Annotated in this window: 18 protein-coding genes and 2 tRNA genes; 13 read left to right on the forward strand and 7 right to left on the reverse strand. The window is 72.1% G+C overall.

All coding sequences use genetic code 11. The features are described from left to right. Positions 1 to 7: 7 nt before the first annotated feature. A complete protein-coding gene (locus tag ACQPZ4_RS07230) occupies positions 8 to 1,345 on the reverse strand; it encodes a PQQ-dependent sugar dehydrogenase (protein WP_433057364.1) in 1,338 nt (445 codons plus the stop codon). A gap of 33 nt (positions 1,346 to 1,378) precedes the next feature. Between ACQPZ4_RS07230 and ACQPZ4_RS07235 the strand changes: the two genes are divergently transcribed. The 4 genes from ACQPZ4_RS07235 (at position 1,379) to ACQPZ4_RS07250 (ending at position 4,640) form a co-directional block, all read left to right on the forward strand. Beyond that, positions 1,379 to 2,206: a 3-methyladenine DNA glycosylase gene (locus ACQPZ4_RS07235; RefSeq protein ID WP_433057365.1), complete on the forward strand. Its 828-nt coding sequence runs from the start codon at positions 1,379 to 1,381 to the stop codon at positions 2,204 to 2,206. A 119-nt stretch (positions 2,207 to 2,325) separates the two neighbouring features. After that, positions 2,326 to 2,742 (forward strand): hypothetical protein, encoded by a 417-nt coding sequence (locus ACQPZ4_RS07240; RefSeq protein WP_433057366.1) that lies wholly within the window; start codon positions 2,326 to 2,328, stop codon positions 2,740 to 2,742. A 174-nt stretch (positions 2,743 to 2,916) separates the two neighbouring features. Beyond that, positions 2,917 to 3,837 carry an ABC transporter ATP-binding protein gene (locus ACQPZ4_RS07245; protein WP_433057367.1) on the forward strand — a complete coding sequence of 307 codons (921 nt, stop codon included), beginning with the start codon at positions 2,917 to 2,919 and terminating at the stop codon, positions 3,835 to 3,837. Further along, positions 3,834 to 4,640 carry an ABC transporter permease gene (locus ACQPZ4_RS07250; protein ID WP_433057368.1) on the forward strand — a complete coding sequence of 269 codons (807 nt, stop codon included), beginning with the start codon at positions 3,834 to 3,836 and terminating at the stop codon, positions 4,638 to 4,640. Before ACQPZ4_RS07245 ends, ACQPZ4_RS07250 begins: the two co-directional genes overlap by 4 nt. A 6-nt stretch (positions 4,641 to 4,646) precedes the next feature. On the opposite strand, the gene ACQPZ4_RS07255 is transcribed toward ACQPZ4_RS07250, so the two are convergent. Both ACQPZ4_RS07255 and ACQPZ4_RS07260 read right to left on the reverse strand, forming a co-directional pair. Further along, positions 4,647 to 5,561 (reverse strand): FAD-dependent oxidoreductase, encoded by a 915-nt coding sequence (locus ACQPZ4_RS07255; protein ID WP_433057369.1) that lies wholly within the window; start codon positions 5,559 to 5,561, stop codon positions 4,647 to 4,649. 336 nt (positions 5,562 to 5,897) lie between these two features. Then, positions 5,898 to 6,719: an alpha/beta fold hydrolase gene (locus ACQPZ4_RS07260; RefSeq protein ID WP_433057370.1), complete on the reverse strand. Its 822-nt coding sequence runs from the start codon at positions 6,717 to 6,719 to the stop codon at positions 5,898 to 5,900. Positions 6,720 to 6,958: 239 nt separating this feature from the next. Between ACQPZ4_RS07260 and ACQPZ4_RS07265 the strand changes: the two genes are divergently transcribed. From ACQPZ4_RS07265 to ACQPZ4_RS07290, 6 genes are all read left to right on the forward strand, one after another. Next, on the forward strand, positions 6,959 to 7,714 hold the full coding sequence (locus ACQPZ4_RS07265) for a lytic polysaccharide monooxygenase (protein WP_433057371.1): 756 nt from the start codon (positions 6,959 to 6,961) through the stop codon (positions 7,712 to 7,714). 68 nt (positions 7,715 to 7,782) lie between these two features. Continuing rightward, entirely contained in the window at positions 7,783 to 8,340 is a 558-nt protein-coding gene (locus ACQPZ4_RS07270; RefSeq protein WP_433057372.1) for a DUF305 domain-containing protein, read from the forward strand. 638 nt (positions 8,341 to 8,978) lie between these two features. Then, on the forward strand, positions 8,979 to 10,223 hold the full coding sequence (locus ACQPZ4_RS07275; protein WP_433066336.1) for an FAD-binding protein: 1,245 nt from the start codon (positions 8,979 to 8,981) through the stop codon (positions 10,221 to 10,223). Between the two features lie 74 nt (positions 10,224 to 10,297). Beyond that, positions 10,298 to 11,086 (forward strand): fumarylacetoacetate hydrolase family protein, encoded by a 789-nt coding sequence (locus ACQPZ4_RS07280; RefSeq protein ID WP_433057373.1) that lies wholly within the window; start codon positions 10,298 to 10,300, stop codon positions 11,084 to 11,086. Positions 11,087 to 11,160: 74 nt separating this feature from the next. Next, positions 11,161 to 11,232: transfer RNA gene (locus ACQPZ4_RS07285), tRNA-Gln, on the forward strand. Between the two features lie 64 nt (positions 11,233 to 11,296). Beyond that, positions 11,297 to 11,369 (forward strand) — tRNA-Glu (locus ACQPZ4_RS07290). Between the two features lie 255 nt (positions 11,370 to 11,624). Here ACQPZ4_RS07290 and ACQPZ4_RS07295 read toward each other — a convergent pair. Beyond that, entirely contained in the window at positions 11,625 to 11,900 is a 276-nt protein-coding gene (locus tag ACQPZ4_RS07295; protein ID WP_433057374.1) for a hypothetical protein, read from the reverse strand. Positions 11,901 to 12,598: 698 nt separating this feature from the next. Further along, positions 12,599 to 13,285, reverse strand: coding sequence for an IclR family transcriptional regulator (locus tag ACQPZ4_RS07300; protein WP_223101757.1), 687 nt, complete (start codon positions 13,283 to 13,285; stop codon positions 12,599 to 12,601). A gap of 49 nt (positions 13,286 to 13,334) precedes the next feature. Here ACQPZ4_RS07300 and leuC point away from each other — a divergent pair, with 49 nt between their 5' ends. From leuC to ACQPZ4_RS07315, 3 genes are all read left to right on the forward strand, one after another. After that, positions 13,335 to 14,753: a 3-isopropylmalate dehydratase large subunit gene (leuC, locus tag ACQPZ4_RS07305; protein WP_433057375.1), complete on the forward strand. Its 1,419-nt coding sequence runs from the start codon at positions 13,335 to 13,337 to the stop codon at positions 14,751 to 14,753. Between the two features lie 17 nt (positions 14,754 to 14,770). Next, the gene (gene leuD / locus ACQPZ4_RS07310) at positions 14,771 to 15,358 is read left to right on the forward strand and encodes a 3-isopropylmalate dehydratase small subunit (RefSeq protein ID WP_433057376.1); all 588 of its coding nucleotides are present in this window, start codon (positions 14,771 to 14,773) and stop codon (positions 15,356 to 15,358) included. Positions 15,359 to 15,494: 136 nt separating this feature from the next. Then, entirely contained in the window at positions 15,495 to 16,079 is a 585-nt protein-coding gene (locus tag ACQPZ4_RS07315; RefSeq protein WP_433057377.1) for an HU family DNA-binding protein, read from the forward strand. A gap of 60 nt (positions 16,080 to 16,139) precedes the next feature. Here the strand turns inward: ACQPZ4_RS07315 and ACQPZ4_RS07320 are convergent, their stop codons facing one another. After that, entirely contained in the window at positions 16,140 to 17,015 is an 876-nt protein-coding gene (locus ACQPZ4_RS07320) for an NUDIX hydrolase (RefSeq protein ID WP_433057378.1), read from the reverse strand. Continuing rightward, positions 17,003 to 18,529: a CHAD domain-containing protein gene (locus tag ACQPZ4_RS07325; protein WP_433057379.1), complete on the reverse strand. Its 1,527-nt coding sequence runs from the start codon at positions 18,527 to 18,529 to the stop codon at positions 17,003 to 17,005. The genes ACQPZ4_RS07320 and ACQPZ4_RS07325 overlap by 13 nt, the downstream gene beginning before the upstream one ends. Positions 18,530 to 18,540 lie beyond the last annotated feature (11 nt).

An 18,540-nucleotide genomic window follows, 5' to 3' on the forward strand; every position in this document is an offset into this window, starting at 1 on the left:
CAGAGGGTCAGCCGGCGCGCGGGGGCGTCAGGCGCAGGACGGTACCGCTGCCGTCGTCACTGATGAGGAGCGTCCCGTCGGTGTCGACCGCGGCGTCGACCGGGCGGCCCCACCACTTGCCGTCGGCGCCCACGAAGCCGGTCGCCAGGTCCACCGGGTCGCCCGGGCCGCTCGCCGTCCACGGGATGTAGAGGACCTTGTAGCCGGCGGGCTTCGTGCGGTTCCAGGAGCCGTGCAGCGGCACGATCGCCGCGCCGTTGAAGAAGGTCAGGCCGAGGGGTGCGCTGTGCGGGGGCAGGCCGAGATCGATCGGGTCGGCCTTGGTGCAGTCGGCCTTCGAGCCGTCGCGGTTGAGCTCGTAGTCGCGCAGGAAGCCCATGTTGCGCAGGCCGTTGTCGCTGTTCGGGTTGCAGAACGGCCAGCCGTAGAAGCCGCCGTCGCGGACCTTGATGAACTCCTCCGGCGGGTAGTCGTCGACGAACTCGGGCATGCGCTTGCCCTTGTCGGACTTGCCGTCGCCGTCGACGTCGCGGTCGTCCGGGACGAGGGTGTTGTCGCGGTTGTTGACCACGATCCACAGCTCGTCGGTGCCGGGGCGGAAGGCGAGGCCCTCGGCGTTGCGGATACCGCGCGCAAGCAGGTGCCGCGACGTGTTCTTCCCGCTCGCGGCGTACGTGTAGATCGTGGCGCGCTGCGGGTCGCTCTCGGTGTCGGAGACGCAGGCGTTGCAGGTGGAGGCGATCGAGACGTACAGCGTGTCACCGTGCACGGCGATGTTCTTGAGGACGTGCGCGTAGGCGCCGCGCAGCTCGGGCGTGCTGGTGTCGGGCAGCCCGTCCACGACGACCTGGCCGTCGTGCGCCTTTGTGTCGCCGTTGCTGTACGGGTACCGCACGACGCGGTTCGATTCGGCGATGAACAGGAACATCTGGCCGTTGACCGGCGCGAACACCATGTCGTGGGGCTGGCGCAGCCCGGTCGCGAACTCCGACACCGCGCCCGCGCGCACGAGCTGCACCTTTCCGGCGCCCGGCTGGGACACGAGCAGATCGCCGCTCGGCGTCAAGGCCATGAACCGGGCCTTGTCCACCCGCGCGTAGACGGACGCGGTCCAGCCGGCGGGCAGCTGGAGGTACCGGTCCTGGTTGAACGGCGCGGCCGCGAGGCCGGAGGGCACCTCGACCTTGACCCGGGTCGGCGCCCCGAGCCCCGGCGCGGCGGAGGAGCTGTTCGAGCCCGAAGGACCCGGCCGCGCGGGCGCGGGCTGCGCCGAGTCTCCGGGCGCGTTCGAGCAGGCGGCGAGGGGTAGCGTGCAGGCGAGCAGCAGAGCGGCGAGCTTGCGCATGGCACCGACGCTACCCCTCCGTAAACTTGTCCGGTGCAGCTCACCGTTCTCGACCGGCCGACCTGGGAGGCCCGCCGCGCCGCTCACGAGGCGCGCGTGGACGCGTGGATCCAGCCGCACCTCGCGCGCCGCCGGCTCGGGCGCAAGCATCCGGTCGAGGACTTCCTGTTCACGTACTACTCGTACCGGCCCGCGCAGCTGCGCCGCTGGCACCCGGGCGCGGGCGTCGAACTGGAGGGCTCGGGCGCGGAGGCGGCGACGGTGCCGGCCCGCCGCGCGGACGCGATCGCGTGGATCCGCGACCTGCTCGTGGCGACGGCCGCGCGGACGCCGCACCTGGGGTGCTTCGGGTTGCACGAGTGGGCCATGGTGTACCGCCAGACGCAGGACGAGCTGCGCCACAACGCCTGGCCACTGCGCCTGGGGCCGGCCGGGACCGACGCCGTGGTCGAGGCGAGCCGGATCCGGTGCAGCCACTTCGACGCGTTCCGGTTCTACACCGCGCCCGCGCGGCCGCTGAACCTGCTGCAGCCGACCCGGGAGAGCCAGACGGCCAACGAGCAGCCGGGCTGTCTGCACGCGAACATGGACCTGTACAAGCACGCGTACAAGCTGTCACCGCTCGTGCCCGCCGAGCTGATCGCCGACTGCTTCGAGCTCGCGCGCGACGTGCGGACGCTCGACATGCGGGCCTCGCCGTACGACCTGGCTGACCTCGGCTACGACCCGGTGCGCATCGAGACCCCCGAGGGCCGTGCCCGCTACATCGAGGCCCAGCGAGCCTTCGCCGAGCGGTCCGTCCCGCTGCGCGAGCGCCTGATCGCCGAGTGCGAGGGGCTCCTGGAGGCCGTCGCCGACTGACCGCCGGGAGGAACCCGGCCGAGCCCGGCTGGTGTATAAGTCGGGTTCATGTTCTGGCGGGAACTCTCCTGGGAGTGGCGATGAGCGAGGTACGGCGGCGTTTAGGGTCCCTGCTCGGCATGTGGGACACCGTCGCCACCGTGAACGGCAAGGTCACGATGCGCGGGTGGGCGAGCTTCGCGTGGGCGGACGACGGGGAGTTCCTCGTCCAGCGCGCGGACGCGGATCCGCCCGGCGAGGACGTGCCGCGTGAGTGGATCGACAACTCGCCCTTTCCGACGACATCCGTGATCGGCTTCGACGACGGCAGCCGGACCTTCACGATGCTGTACTCCGACCGCCGCGGCGTCCTGCGCGTGTACGGCATGGACGTCGACGGCGGCACGTGGCGCATCTGGCGGGCGGCCGAGGGCTTCAACCAGCGCTTCACCGGCGCCATCGCCCAGGACGGCAAGCGCATCGACGCGTACTGGGAGATGTCCAAGGACGGCCTCAAGTGGGCCAAGGACTTCGACCTGACGTACACCCGTGGCTGAGGGGCGTCACAGCTCCTCTTAGCCTCGCCACAGCAACATCGCCTTACCTTCGCTGCGACGGCGCGCCCGCGCGGGGGCGCCTCGGCTCGGACGCCGCGTCGGCGCCGGTCGTCCTGCCTGGACGACGCGACCGCGCGGACGCGCCCGAGCCAGTCGCAGCGGAGGGGACACATCATGATCGAGGCTGTCGGCCTCACGAAGCGGTACGGCGAGCGCGTGGCCGTCGACCGGCTGTCGTTCACGGTCCGGCCCGGCCAGGTCACGGGCTTCCTCGGCCCGAACGGAGCCGGCAAGTCGACCACGATGCGCATGATCCTGGGCCTGGACGCGCCGACCGAGGGCACCGTCACGGTCAACGGGCGCGCGTTCGCGGCCCTCGACAGCCCGATGCGCGAGGTCGGCGCGCTGCTGGACGCGAAGGCCATCCACGGCGGGCGCAGCGCGTACAACCACCTGCTCTGCCTGGCCCAGAGCAACAACCTGCCGCGGCGGCGCGTCGGCGAGGTGCTCGAGATGGTCGGGCTCACCGGCGTCGCGCGGAAGCGCTCGAAGGGCTTCTCGCTCGGCATGGGACAGCGGCTCGGCATCGCCACCGCCCTGCTCGGCGACCCGAAGGTGCTCATGTTCGACGAGCCGGTCAACGGCCTCGACCCCGAGGGCATCCTGTGGATCCGCAACCTGATGCGCTCCCTCGCGTCCGAGGGCCGCACGGTGCTCGTCTCCAGCCACCTCATGTCCGAGATGGAGCACACCGCGGACCACCTGCTCGTGATCGGCCGCGGCCGGCTCATCGCGGACTGCACGGTGCGGGAGTTCATCGACCGGAACTCGTCACTCGCGGTGCGCGCGCGGACGCCCGAACCCGCAAGGCTCGTCGAGCTCGTCACCGCCGCGGGCGGCAAGGTCGCGCCCGAGCCCGACGGTGCGCTGCTGATCACCGAGCTGCCGCTCCCGCGCGTGGGCGACCTCGCCTTCGACGGCGGCGTCCGGCTGCACGAACTCGCGCCGCTGCAGGCCTCCCTGGAGCAGGCGTTCATGGAACTGACCAAGGACAGCGTGGAGTACCACGCGGCCGTGCCGGGAGAGAAGCGATGACCGATCTTGTACTGCCACGCGCCGGACTGTCCGGCATGCTGCGCTCGGAGTGGACGAAGCTGCGCACGGTGCGCTCGACCGTGTGGTCGCTGGTGGCCATGGCGGGCATCGCGATCGGGCTCATGTCGATCATCGCGTGGGCGGTGATGCGCCAGTGGGACACGGCCGGCTCCGGCAGTCAGAGCTACCTGGCAGAGCACCCGCTCGATCTGATCCTGTCGCAGCCGCTGTTCATCGCGCAGCTCGTGGTCGCGGTGCTCGGGGTGATGGTGATCTCCGCGGAGTACACCACCGGCATGATCCGCTCCACCCTCCAGGCGCAACCGCGCCGCCTGACCGTGCTCGTCGCGAAGGTCCTGGTCTTCGCGGCGCTCATGCTGGGCGTCGGCGAGGTGCTGTCGTTCGGCGCGTTCTTCGCGGGCAAGTTGATCCTGTCCTCGCACGTCACGGTCTCCCTCGGCGATCCGGGCGTCGCGCGCGCCGTGATCGGCGCCGGGCTGTACACGGCGATGCTCGGGCTGTTCTCGCTCGCCCTGGGCGCGATCGTCCGGCACACCGCGGGCGCCATCACGGCCGTGCTCGGCCTCATCCTCATCGTGTCCCAGCTGACCTCGCTGCTGCCGGGGAGCTGGGGAGCCCACGTGAACGCGTGGATGCCGACCAACGCGGGACAGCTGGTCTTCGAGCAGACGGTGCCGGCGGACGCGCTGCTGTCGCCGTGGGAGGGGTACGCGGTCTTCTCGGGGTGGACGGTGTTGCTGCTGGCCGTCGCGGCGTTCCTGTTCAAGACCCGCGACGCCTGAGCCGCGCTACCGCACGAGGCTGGTGACCTCGTCGGCGCAGCCCCAGGACAGCGTGACGCCGGCCCCGCCGTGGCCGTAGCAGTGCACGACGCGAGTGCCGCGCGGGAGCGGCTCGGGGTCCGCCTCGAGCCGCGGCCCGCCCTCCCGCGCGGGGCGCAGTCCGGCCGCCTCCCGCAGCGGCCGCGCGCCCGCCAGCTCGGGCACCAGGTCCGCGCAGCGGCGCAGGATGGCCGCCGTCGTGGCCGGGTCGGGAGCCTCGTTCCAGTCGCCGGGCTGGAAGGTCCCGCCGAGCACCACGTCGCGTGCGCGCGGGTGGACGTACGTCATGCCGTCCGGGTGCTCCTCGTCCCGCACCGACGTCTCCAGGCCCGGGTTGGCCACGACCACGACCTGCCCTCGGGCCGGGAAGACGGTCGGGTCGCCGGCGAGGACGCGGGCGGCGAGCCCGGTCGCGTTGACCACCGTGCCGGCCCGCCCGTCCAGGTCGGCGAGCCGCTCGACGCGCCCGAGCGTGAGGTGGCCGCCGAGGGCGCGGACGCGTTCGGCGAGCCACGGAAGGTACGTCTCCATCTCGGCCGACGGCACGGTGAACCGCCACTCGCCGCGGCCCGGATCACGGTCCGGGTCAGAGTCGTGGCCGCCCGGATGCGCCGAGAAGCCGGGCACGGCGGCGGCCCACCACGGCGTCTCGGTCACGCCGTGGCGCACCACCATCCGGGTGGGACGGGCCGCCACGCCGGGCACACCGTTCACGGCCTGGGCCATCATTTCGTCGTACGTCCGGTGCGCCCACGCCAGCACCCGCGCATCGGCATCGGTGCGCGTCGGGTACCACACCGCCGCCGCCAGCCGGGACACGGAGCGGCCGGGCGCATCGGCCGAGACGACCCGCACCCGCGCGCCGGCCTCGAGCAGCCGCACCGCGCACGTGAGTCCGACAAACGCCGGCGCCGAGCACGATCACGTCATCCATGACGCCAGGCAACCAGCGCTCGGCCGGGTTGTCCAAGTCGCGCCCGCTCCCGCGCGACGGGTGCGGTCAGCGGAGCGACGATGCGGCCAAGCGGAACGACGGTGCGGCTGCGTGACGCGACGGTGCGGCCGGCGGAGACGGTGGATCGACTACGGCCGCGGCGCTTCGCGGTGCTGCACCTCACGCGCTCGGCCGCGCATCCAAGGATCGTCGGCGCCGAACGTGCTGAGGCCGGTGTCCCCAGCGTGCGGCCGGCGTCGCGTGCTCAGCCAGGCGATCCGAGGTCAGTCCTGGATGAACGCCAGCAGATCGGCGTTGAAGGCCGCCTCGTAGTCGCCGCTGATGCCGTGCGGCGCGCCCGGGTACAGCTTCAGGCTCGCGTTCTTGAGCAGTCGCACGGACTTGAGCGACGCCGCCTGGATCGGGACGATCTGGTCGTCGTCGCCCTGGGCCACGAACACCGGGATGTCGATGCGCTGCAGGTCCTCGGTGAAGTCGGTCTCGGAGAACACGCGGATGCAGTCGTACGCGGCCTTGAGCCCCACCTGCATGCTCAGCCGCCAGAACTGCTCGCGCAGGCCGTCGGAGATCTTGCTGCCGGGCCGGTTGGCGCCGTAGAACGGGCCGCTCAGGTCGCGGTAGAACTGCGCGCGGTCGGCGGCCAGGGCGGTGCGCATCTCGTCGAACACGGAGCGCGGGGTGCCCTCCGGGTTGGTCTCGGTCTTGAGCATCAGCGGCGGGATCGCGCCCACGAGCACCGCCTTGGAGACGCGCGACGTGCCGTGCCGCCCGAGGTACCGCGTGATCTCACCGCCCCCGGTGGAGTGGCCGATCACGACCGCGTCGGTGAGCCCGAGATGGTCCATCACCTCCGCGAGATCGTCGGCGTAGGTGTCCATGTCGTTGCCCTGCCACGTCTGCGTCGAGCGGCCGTGGCCGCGGCGGTCGTGCGCGACCGCGCGGTAGCCCCGCGACGCGAGCAGCATCATCTGGTTGTCCCAGGCGTCGGCGTTGAGCGGCCAGCCGTGGCTGAACACGACGGGGCGGCCCGAGCCCCAGTCCTTGTAGAAGATCTGGGTGCCGTCGGACGTGGTGATGAAGGGCATGACGTCTCCTCGCGGGTCCGGGTGCGAGCCGGGCGGGCTCGCCACCGGCTCTGACCGCGATGCGCGGAAGCAATCTCACCCGCCCGGGTGGGGGCCCGCGCGCGGACGCCTTAAGGAGCGCTGAACCCTACCTCAAGTGAGAGCGCTCCATTGACCGATATTCATAAAGGTTATTTACTGTTAACAATGCTTCCTTTACATTGAGCGGCATCACCCCCACCGCTGGAAGGAGCGATTGGATGCGTAAAGCGATCGCTGCGGTACCCCTGACGCTGGCCGCGACGGCCGCCGCCCTTGTGGGAACGGCGTCCTCCGCGTCCGCGCACGGGTACATCTCGTCACCACCGAGTCGTCAGGCGATGTGTGCGCAGGGCCGCGTGGCCAACTGCGGCGAAATCGTCTACGAGCCGCAGAGCGTCGAGGCGCCCAAGGGCTCGATGCTCTGCAGCGGCGGCAACAGCCGCTTCTCGCAGCTCGACGACCCGAACAAGGGTTGGCCGGCCACGTCGGTCGGCAACACCGTCACCTTCAACTGGGTGTTCACCGCCCGCCACGCCACGACGAACTTCGAGTACTTCGTGGGCGGCACCCGCATCGCCAACATCGACGGCGGAGGCCGTCAGCCCGACGCGACCGTCTCCCACACGGTCAACCTGGGCGGCCGCACCGGGCGCATTCTGGTGCTGGCCCGGTGGAACATCGCCGACACCGGCAACGCGTTCTACTCGTGCGTCGACCTGCAGGTCGGCAGCGGCGGAAACCCGACGCCGACGCCCACGCAGCCGTCGCCGACGCCGACGCGTCCGAGCCCGACGCCGACCACCAGCCCGACCACGCCGCCGCCGTCGGGCACCACCACCTGGGCCGCCGGCACCGCGTACAAGGTCGGCGACCGCGTCACCTACAACGGCGTGACGTACCAGTGCCGCCAGGCGCACACCGCCATTGCCGGCTGGGAGCCGCCCAACGTCCCGGCCCTGTGGCAGCGCGTCTGACCGTCCGGTACCGCTGAGAAAGGCGGCGTCCCGTCCCACCGGGGCGCCGCCCCCGCGCAGGGAGACCCATGAAACGCATCGCGTTCCTGCTCGCGGCGTTCCTGCTGGCGGGCTGCGCCGCCGTCCCGGCCCAGCCCGCCCCCGCAGGCACCCAGCAGCGCGTCTTCAACGACACCGACGTCATGTTCAGCCAGATGATGGTCGCCCACCACGGCCAGGCCCTGGAGATGGTGCGCCTGGCCCGGTCGAAGGCCGAGCGCGAGGACGTGCGCACCCTCGCGGCCGCGATCGACGTCACGGAGACCGACGAGCTCAAGACCATGCAGGTCTGGCTCGAGACGTGGGGGAGCCCGCCCGCCGCCGACGCGTCCGCGCACGCGGGTCACGGCGGCGCGCACGGCGCCAATCCGGACGACCTCAAGGCGCTGCAGTCCGCGTCCGGGCGCGACTTCGAGACCAAGTTCCTCAACCTGCTCATCGCCCACCAGCACAACGCCATCGAGATCGCACGGATGGAGACGGGCTCGGGCGTCAACCCGGGGGCCCTCGACCTGGCCAAGCGCATCGACGAGTCGCGGACCGCCGAGATCCAGCAGATGCTGCAGTTCCTCAACCGGTCCGCCTGATCGCGACGCGTCCGCGCGCTGCTCATCGGCGCCGGTCGGCGTTGCTGTCGGCGCGGGGCCGAGGAGGGTGAGCGTCTCGGCCGCCCGCGCCATCTCGCACGACCTGCCCCGGATGCGGGGCGACCTGCCCCGGGACGTACGGCGCGACCTGCCACGAACGTGGGGCGCGACCTGCCACGAACGTGGGGCGCGACCTGCCACGAACGTGGGGCGCGACCTGCCACGGAGGTAGCGCCGCCTGGCACGGCACGGCCGAGACGTAGGCGGCCGCTTGCCGCGGTGTGGCCAGGAGGTAGGGCGCCGCCTGGCACGGCCTGTACCGGTGATCCGCTGCCTGGCGCATTTCGGTCGCGGACTTGAGGCATTGCACGTGTGGCGCGGCACGGGCACAGCACCGCGCGGGAGCGGCGTTGGCGCGGCACTGTGCGGGAGCGGCACTGCGCGGGAGCGGCACGGGCACGGCACTGTGCGGGAGCGGCACGGCACGGCACCTGAGCGTCATGGGCACGGCACTGTGCGGGAGCGGCGTGGGCACGGCGTGCGGAGCCGGGCTGGGGCCTGACGCGCGGAGGCGCGGGGGAGCCGGGGTCGCTACCGTGGCGGGCAGTACCGGGCTCGTGAGGCTGGGAGGCGGCAAAGTGGGCGAGCGGCTGCGTAACTGGGCGGGGAACATCGAGTTCGGAGCGGCCCGGGTGCATCGCCCGCGCAGCGTGAAGCAGGTGCAGGAGGTCGTGGCCGGCGCGGAACGCGTCCGCGCGCTCGGGACCGGGCACTCGTTCAACACGATCGCGGACACGCCCGCCGATCTCGTCAGCGTGGCCGGGCTGCCCGCCGACATCCGGATCGACGCCGACGCGCGGACGGTCAGCGTCGCGGGCGGGGTGCGGTACGGGGAGCTGGCGCGCCGGTTGGACGCCGAGGGGTACGCGCTGCACAACCTCGGGTCGCTGCCGCACATCTCCGTCGCCGGCGCAGTCGCGACCGGGACGCACGGGTCGGGCGTCGGGCTGGGCAACCTCGCCACCGCGATCTCGGCCGTGGACATCGTCTCCGGCGGGGGTGAGCTCGTCTCGCTGCGGCGCGGGGACGCGGACTTCGACGGGGCCGTGGTCGCCCTCGGGGCGCTCGGCCTCGTCGTGCGGGTCGCGCTGGACATCCAGCCCGCCTACCGCGTGAGCCAGCACGTCTACGAGCGGCTCCCGCGCGCGGAGCTGGATGCGCACTGGGAGGAGATCGCGTCCGCGGGGTACAGCGTCAGCCTGTTCACCGGCTGGCACGGCGACACCGTGGACCAGGTGTGGATCAAGCGGCGGGACGAGGACGCGCCCGCGCCCGCGCCCGCGGAGCTGTTCGGGGCGGTGCCGGCGGGCGGGAAGCGGCACCCGATCGCCGTCATGTCGGCGGAGCACTGCACCGAGCAGGGCGGCGCGCCCGGGCCCTGGCACGAGCGGCTGCCCCACTTCAAGCTCGAGTTCACGCCGAGCAGCGGCGAGGAGCTGCAGACGGAGTACTTCGTGGCGCGCGCAGACGCGGTGGCGGCGTTCGCGGCCGTCGAGCAGGTCCGCGACGTGGTCGTGCCGGCGCTGCAGATCTCCGAGATCCGCACGATCGCGGCGGACCGGCTCTGGCTCAGCCCGCATTACGAGCGCGACAGTGTGGCGCTGCACTTCACGTGGGTACCAAATGATGATCTTGCTCTTCGGGCGGTTGACGCGCTCGAGGAGGTCCTCGCGCCGTTCGCGCCGCGCCCGCACTGGGGCAAGGTGTTCCGGAACGCTCCCGGGTATCCGCGCGGGGGCGACTTCGCCGCGCTCGCCGCGCGGCTGGACCCGGCAGGGACCTTCCGCAACGCCTTCGTCGAGCGCCACGTGTTCGGGGCGTAGCGCGCGGACGCGACCAGAGCGGTGCGGCACGCGTTCGTGGAGGCCGCGCGGGAGCGGGGGGTAGATTTCCTGGCGTGCGTATCGCTCGTTTCGCCCACAGCAGTGGCATGTCGTTCGGGGTCGTGGAGGGTGAGCCGTCGGCCGGAATGGCCGGGCTCACCGTCGCCGAGATCGACGGTCACCCCTTCGGGGAGCTCCGCTTCACCGGCCAGCGCTGGGCCGTCGCCGATGTGCGGCTGCTCTCGCCCATTCTGCCCAGCAAGGTGGTGTGCGTCGGGCGGAACTACGCCGACCACGCGGCCGAGCTCGGCAACGACGTCCCGAAGGAGCCGCTGCTCTTTCTCAAGCCCTCCACGTCCGTGATCGGTCCCAACGATGCGATCCGGATTCCGCCGCAGTCGCAGCAGGTCGAGCACGAGGCCGAGCTGGCCGTCGTCATCGGCGTCACCGGCGCCCGCCGCGTGGACCGCGCGGGCGCGGCGGCGGCGATCTTCGGGTACACCTGCGCGAACGACGTGACCGCGCGCGATCTGCAGCGCAAGGACGTCCAGTTCACCCGGGCCAAGGGCTTCGACTCGTTCTGCCCGATCGGGCCGTGGATCGTGACCGGCGTGGACGTCAGCGACGTCGAGGTGCGCTGCGAGGTCAACGAGGAGGTCCGCCAGCTCGGCCGGACCAAGGACATGGTGTTCGACGTGCCGACCCTTGTGTCGTATGTGTCACATGTGATGACGCTGCTGCCCGGTGACGTGATCCTCACCGGCACCCCGGCCGGCGTGTCCCCGATGGCCCACGGCGACGAGGTCGTGGTCTCGATCGAGGGAGTCGGCGCGCTCACCAACAAGGTTCTGACCTTGGAATAGGCGTGTTGGCGACAACCGATTTGGCGTGGAAGGGGACCTCCGGTAAAGTTCTCTTTCGGCGCGGTAAGCGCCAATGGGGTATGGGGTAATTGGCAGCCCGACTGATTCTGGCTCAGTTAGTCTAGGTTCGAGTCCTGGTACCCCAGCACCGCAGCAAGATCGCGGTGCTGTAGTGTTCCACCGCACGTCAGCACGCAAGGCAAGTACTGGGGCCCCGTCGTCTAGCGGCCCAGGACGCCGCCCTCTCAAGGCGGTAGCGCCGGTTCGAATCCGGTCGGGGCTACAGCGCATGTCCAGCCGCTTCGAGGCGCCAGACCTCGCAGCGGCTGTTTGCGTTTCCGGGCCCGATCGAGCCCGGCCGCCCCGCGCAACGCTCGTGGGATTCGACGCTTTCGTCCAGATCGGCGTCCCGGCTGTGAAGCACAGCGCCGGGCATCTGAGGCTGCGCGCGGTCGCGCGCCCGCGACGGGCCGGCGGCCGGAGCGCTGCCGCGGCGGTTGGCCGGCCGTGGCAGCGCGCGGTCGCGTCCGGGATGCCGCTACAGCTGCGTCGCGATGCCCAGGATCGCCGCGATGAACACGACGAGGGCCACGATCAGCGACATGCAGCCGCCGCGGCCGGTGCCGCCCGACGACGGGGCCGGGGCCGGCGGCGGAAGCTGAGGGTCCTGCGGCGTGGTGGGGGAGTCGGGCGCGTCCGGGCCGCCGGGGCCGCCTGAGCTCGGCGGGGACGACGGCGTGCCGGACGAGGGGGAGGCGTGGAGGCCCGCCGAGCCGTCCGGCTCGGGGCTCGCTGGCGTGGTCGAATCGGGCACTGGCGTTCCTTCCAGCTGAGGCGCTCCGGGACCGCGCCCCGGATTCGCCGATACAAGACGCGCCCGCGGCGGTACACCGGAAAACTCCGCGCGGCACGCCCCGCCGATCGTAGGCGCGTCCGCGCGGCGCGCAACCCTGCGACCGATCGGTCGGCGCCGGGGCCGAATCAGGCCAAGCGCCTGCGCGTGCCAGGTCCGGCCCGGCGCCCAAGCGTGCGGGGTCCAGCGAGGCGTCCGCGCGTCTCAGACCCCGGGCCTGCCTCCACACGCGTCAGGTCTGGCCCGGCGCCCAGGCACGCGAGGTCCGGGTCAGGCTGAGCGCCCGAGCGTCCCAGGTCCCGGCCAGGCGTCCGCGCGTGCCATGTCTGGCACGCCGCCCAGGCAGGCGGGTCCGGGTCAGGCTGGGCGCCCGAGCAACCCGCGTCCCGGCCAGGCGTCCGTGCGTGCCGGGTCCGGCTCGGCGCCCAGGCGTGCGGAGTCCGCGGCCGGCGCGGCGTCCGCGCGTGCCGGGTCCAGCTCGGTGCCCAGGCGTGCGTAGTCCAGTGCGGACCGGGCGCCCGCGTGTGCGGACCGGGCGCCCGCCTGCGCCACGTCGGGGTGGGCGCGCAACGGGCCGCGGGCCGCATGGGGTGGCGCCGCCGCAAACGCACAATCGGCCCGGCACCCCAGTGCCGAGCCGATCGCCGCGCAAATGGCCTCTAGAGCCCCGACAGCCGCTGTCCCGCCCGAACCACGGCCATCGCGTGCCGATCGCCCGGTCGCCGCCCCAGACGCTCTATGGGGCCGGAAACGCTGATCGCCGCGATGACCCGCCCCGTCCGGTCCCGGATCGGCGCGGACACGCTCGCCACGCCCGGCTCGCGCTCGGCCACGCTCTGGGCCCAGCCCCGCCGCCGCACCTCCGCGAGGGTGCGCCCGGTGAACTTGCACCGCGGCAGGAGCGGCATCACGGCCTCGGGCGGCTCCCACGCGAGGAGGACCTGCGCGGCCGAGCCCGCTGTCATCGGCAGCACGGCGCCGATCGGCACGGTGTCGCGCAGACCGCTGGCGCGCTCGGCCGCGGCCACGCACAGGCGCTCGTCGGCGCGACGGAGGTACAACTGCGCACTCTCACCCGTCGCGTCGCGCAGCGCGGTCAGCATCGGCTCCGCGGCGGTCAGCAGGACGTCGGGCGCGGCGTTGGCGAGCTCCCCGAGGCGTGGGCCCGGGCGCCAGCGTCCCTGGGCGTCGCGGACCAGCAAGCGGTGGATCTCCAATGCCTGGGCCAGACGGTGCGCGGTGGCGCGCGGAAGCTTCGTCCGCTCCACCAATTCCGCCAGGCTGGCGCCGTCGACGCAGGCCGCGAGGATGACGACCGCCTTGTCGAGCACGCCGACACCGCTCATACTGTGTCCCACAGACCGAAACATACCTCCCAAATTTTAGGATGTCCAGATGGTGGGAGAAGCACAACAGCAGCCGCGAACGCTGGCGGAGAAGGTGTGGGACGCGCACGTCGTGCGGTCCGCCGCCGGTGAGCCGGACCTGCTCTACATCGACCTGCATCTCGTGCACGAGGTCACCAGCCCGCAGGCGTTCGACGGCCTGCGCATGTCCGGCCGCCCGGTGCGCCGGCCGGAGCTGACCATCGCGACCGAGGACCACAACACGCCGACCGACAACCTGCTGACCATCAGCGACCCGGTCTCCCGCACGCAGATCGAGACGCTGCGGCGCAACACCGAGGAGTTCGGCATCCGCGTGCACTCGCTGGGCGACGCCCAGCAGGGTGTTGTCCACGTAATGGGACCGCAGCTGGGCCTGTCCCAGCCGGGCATGACGATCGTGTGCGGCGACTCGCACACCTCCACGCACGGCGCGTTCGGCGCCCTCGCGTTCGGCATCGGCACCTCCGAGGTCGAGCACGTCCTCGCCACCCAGACCCTGTCGCAGGCGCGTCCGCGCACCATGGCGGTCAACGTGGTCGGCGAACTCGGCCCCGGCGTGACCGCCAAGGACCTGGTGCTGGCGCTCATCAGCCAGGTGGGCACGGGCGGCGGGCGCGGGCACGTGGTGGAGTACCGCGGCTCCGCGATCGAGAAGCTGTCCATGGAGGGTCGGATGACCATCTCCAACATGTCGATCGAGTGGGGCGCCAAGGCCGGCATGATCGCGCCGGACGAGACGACGTTCGCCTACATCGAGGGCCGCGAGTACGCGCCGAAGGGTGCCGACTGGGACCGGGCCAAGGAGTACTGGGCGAGCCTGCGCACCGACGACGGCGCCAAGTTCGACACCGAGGTGACGCTGGACATCTCCCAGCTGACCCCGTTCGTCACCTGGGGCACCAACCCCGGCCAGGGCGCGCCGCTCGGCGGTTTCGTGCCCAGCCCGGACGACTTCACCGAGAACGCCGAGCGCGTCGCGGCGGAGAAGGCGCTGGAGTACATGGCGCTGACCCCCGGCACCGCGCTGCGCGACGTCGCGATCGACGTGGTCTTCCTCGGCTCGTGCACCAACGGCCGGCTCGAGGACCTGCGCGCCGCGGCCGACGTGCTGCGCGGCCGCCGGGTCTCCGAGAGCGTCCGCATGCTCGTGGTGCCCGGCTCCGCGTCCGTGCGCGCGGCCGCGGAGGAGGAGGGCCTCGACAAGGTCTTCACGGAGGCCGGTGCGGAGTGGCGCTTCGCGGGCTGCTCCATGTGTCTCGGTATGAATCCCGACACACTGAAGCCCGGCGAGCGCTCCGCCTCGACTTCCAACCGCAACTTCGAGGGCCGCCAGGGCCGCGGTGGCCGCACCCACCTGGTTTCGCCTCCGGTCGCCGCGGCGACCGCCGTCGCCGGTCATCTCGCCGCCCCTGCCGACCTGAACTAAAAGGGACACGGACACTCATGGAGAAGTTCACCGTCCACACCGGTACGGCAGTTCCGCTGCGCCGGTCCAACGTGGACACCGACCAGATCATCCCCGCCGTCTACCTCAAGCGCGTCACCCGCACCGGGTTCGCCGACGGACTGTTCAACGCCTGGCGCTCGGACCCGGAATTCGTGCTCAACAATCCCGTGTACGAGGGCGCCTCGATCCTCGTCACCGGCCCCGAGTTCGGCACCGGCTCATCGCGTGAGCACGCTGTTTGGGCTTTGCAGGACTACGGATTCCGCGCCGTCGTCGCGCCGCGTTTCGGCGACATCTTCCGGGGAAACGCGCTCAAGGGCGGCCTGCTCCCGGTCGAGCTCGGGAGCGAAAACATCGAAAAACTGTGGGCTGCGATCGAGGCCGACCCGAAGCTCGAGGTAACGGTCGACCTCCAGGCTCGCCAGTTGCGTGCGGGTGCCGACGAATGGGACTTCCCGCTGGACGATTTCAGTCGTTGGCGGTTGCTGGAAGGCCTCGATGACATCGGCCTCACCCTTCGCCATGCGGACGCTATCACCGCCTTCGAACAAGGCCGTCCGGAGTGGACACCCGTCGTTCACTAGCCCCCGCAGGGCGTCTCGATGAGCCTTCGGCCGAATCCGTTACTCCACAACGATTTCTTTTCCGTCATATGTTTGTATCCTGTGTGCGTTGGGATACCTTGCCCACAGGGACTTCATTTCTGGTACGGGAGGAAACGTGAACAAGGCCGAGCTCATCGAGGCGCTCAGCGCTCGCCTGGGCGACAAGAAGTCGGCGAACGCGGCGCTGGACGCGGTGCTGGCCGAGATCCAGGCCGCCGTGACCAAGGGCGACAAGGTTGCCATCACCGGCTTCGGCGTCTTCGAGAAGCGCATTCGCGGTGCGAGAACCGCCCGCAACCCGCGCACCGGCGAAGCGGTGAAGGTGAAGAAGACGTCGGTTCCCGCGTTCCGCGCGGGCGCCAGCTTCCGTGAGATGGTCGCCAGCGGCAAGGTGCCGAAGGTCGCCGCTGCCGCGAAGAAGACGACCGCCGCCAAGACGACCACGGCGAAGGCGACGACCGCAAAGGCCACCACGGCGAAGGCGACGACGGCGAAGGCCACTGCGGCCAAGGCCACCGCCACCAAGACCGCCCCGGCCAAGGCCGCCACCAAGACCGCTCCGGCGAAGAAGACGGCCGCCAAGACGACGCGCGCTGCGGCGTCCACCACGGCCCGCAAGACGACGACGGCCACCACGGCCGCCGCCAAGACCACCACCGCCGCGAAGAAGGCGCCGGCCAAGAAGGCCGCCGCCAAGTAACTCAGGCAAACGAAAAGGGCGGCCCCGCGATCGCGGGGCCGCCCTTTCACTGTTTGCGCGCTATCGCAGCGACACCGGCGCGATGCGATCCCGGCCGACGATTTGCCCGCCGGCGAAACACAGCACCCAACCGGCGCCTTTGCGGGTGTGGAAGTTGACGTCTCCCCGGTGGGTGAGCGCCGACAGCAGCGGCGGCATGAGTTTTCCCTGGCTGCAGACCACGGTTGTACCCCCACGACGCGCCATCACCGCCAGCGCCTCCGCGGCCGGGCCCGGCTCGGCCTCCTCGTCGAAGGCCGGCTCGAGTGCCACGGGCAGGCCCAGCGGCTCCACCGTCTGCCGGCAGCGCAGGGGGGTGGCCGAGACCACCCGGTCCGGCCGCAAGAGCGTCAGCAGGCCGCTGAGGGCCCGCGCGTCGCGTTCCCCGCTCGGTTCCAGGGGCCGCTGCCCGTCCGGGCCCTTCCACTCCTTGCGTTTGCCGGCCTTCGCGTGCCGTACCAGCGCGACGACCCCGGTCACCGGCGGCACGTCGAGAAACGCCCGCACGACGCCCCGGTCGTGCGCGTAGCTCAGCAGCGTGTGCGCGTCCGTCGCGGCGACCCACCGGGCCTCCTCGATCTCGTGGTCGGCCGGGCGCGGCGCCCACGCGACCGCGCGCATCGACCAGAAGTCCACGCCCTTCTCCACGCCCGGCTCGCCGGTCAGGTACCGCACGGACGGCAGCCGCACCTGCGGCACCGCCTCGACCGAGGTCTCCTCGAAGACCTCCCGCACCGCCGCGGTCAGCTCGTGCTCGCCCGGATCGAGTTTTCCCTTCGGCAGCGACCAGTCGTTGTACCGCGGCCGGTGCACCAGCACGATCTCCGTGACACCACCGGCGGACCGCCGCCACACCACCCCGCCCGCCGCGCGGACGACCGAGTTCACTTCAGCCATGCGATGTTCTTATCCTCCATGACGGCCGCCCACACAGCCGGGAAGTCCGCCCGGGCCTGCGTCACCGCGGCCCGCTCGCGCTCGAAGAGCCGGCCCGCCGTCACCGCGAGCTCATGGTCGCGCGGCTCGGCCGCGGCCGCCGCCAGCCACGCATCCGCGGCGATCGCCGCGTCCTGGTGCTCGCCGAGCACTCCCTGCGCCCGCCCGATCGCCTTGGCCAGCAGCCGCGCCTCCGGGCCGACGACCGCGGAGACCGCGTCGGCGGCGTAGCGGGCCCGCTTGGCCCGCTTGCGGACCTCGTGCCAGTCGTCGTCGGGCAGATCCGGGGTCAGCTCGCCGGCGCCGACGACGCCGCCACCGCCCTCCACCAGGCGCCGCCAGGGCCGCTGGACGATGCCCGGCAGCACGTCCTCGGCCCGCTCCCAGGCCGGCGGCGCGAGGCGGGGCTCCTCCACCGCGCCGACGAGGGCGTCGAGGAGCTTGACGTAGCGCCGCGAATGCAGCGCCTCGTCCAGCTCCCGCAGCGCCACGTCCTGCCGGGCGGCCAGCGCGGCGTCGATGCGCGCGACCGAGCGCGGGTCGGCCGGCACCAGCGGGTCGGCGGCGGCCGTGTCGTGCAGCCGCTCCCGCAGCACCTCCAGGTCGCGGGCGCCGCCGAGCGCGCCCGCCAGCCACGCCAGCTCCTCGCGCAGGCCGGCCGTCCAGTGCGGGTCCAGCAGCGCCTGGAAGGTCTGCAGGTCGCTGCGCAGGCGGCGGGTGCCGACCCGCATCTGGTGCACCGGGGTGTCGCCGTTGGGCATCGTCTCGCGCAGCCGCGCGAACGGGTCGTGCTTGAAGATCCGCGTCACGTCGCGGCGGATCGCCTCGGCGACCACGTCGCCCGCGTAGACGGTGCGCTTGCGCGCGGGCGCGGCCAGCACCGGCTCGTCCAGCGGCGCGTACGCCTCCATCGCGCGCACGTGCTTGGGCACGAACTCGCCCGCCCGGGCGCCCGCGTCCAGCAGCAGCTCCTCGATGCGGTCGAGCAGGTCACGGCTGCCCTCGGCCCGCTCCACCTCGATCTCGCGGAAGCGCAGCGCGACGTCGCGGCCCCAGTACACGCTCACCTCGTCGTCGGCGACCTCCGCCAGCAGGCGGCCGTCGGCGTCGGCCACCTCGTAGACGGTGCGCACGGTGCGCAGGATCGCGGCCGGGGCGAGCTTGCGCCCGCGCCGGTAGGCGGTGACGAGGTCGAGCAGCTGCGTGGGCACCACGCCGGAGCCCCGCGACGGCTGGGAGTACTCGTGGCGCACCCCCGCCCGCGAGGACGGCAGCTTCACCGTCCACTCCTTCGGGACGGCATCGCTCTTGCGGTACCGCAGCGAGACCCCGTGGCGGGCAAGCAGCCGCTCCGGAGTGTCGTAGTAGGTCGCCCGCAGCGTCTCCGGCTCCCGCGCGCTCACCCACCCGGCGGCGCCGAGGTCGGGCATCGTGAACCCGTCGTCGGCCAGATACTTGCGCTCTTCCTCCAGCATCCAGTCACCCT

The organism is Dactylosporangium sp. CS-033363 (assembly GCF_050942475.1).
GTDB lineage: Bacteria > Actinomycetota > Actinomycetes > Mycobacteriales > Micromonosporaceae > Dactylosporangium.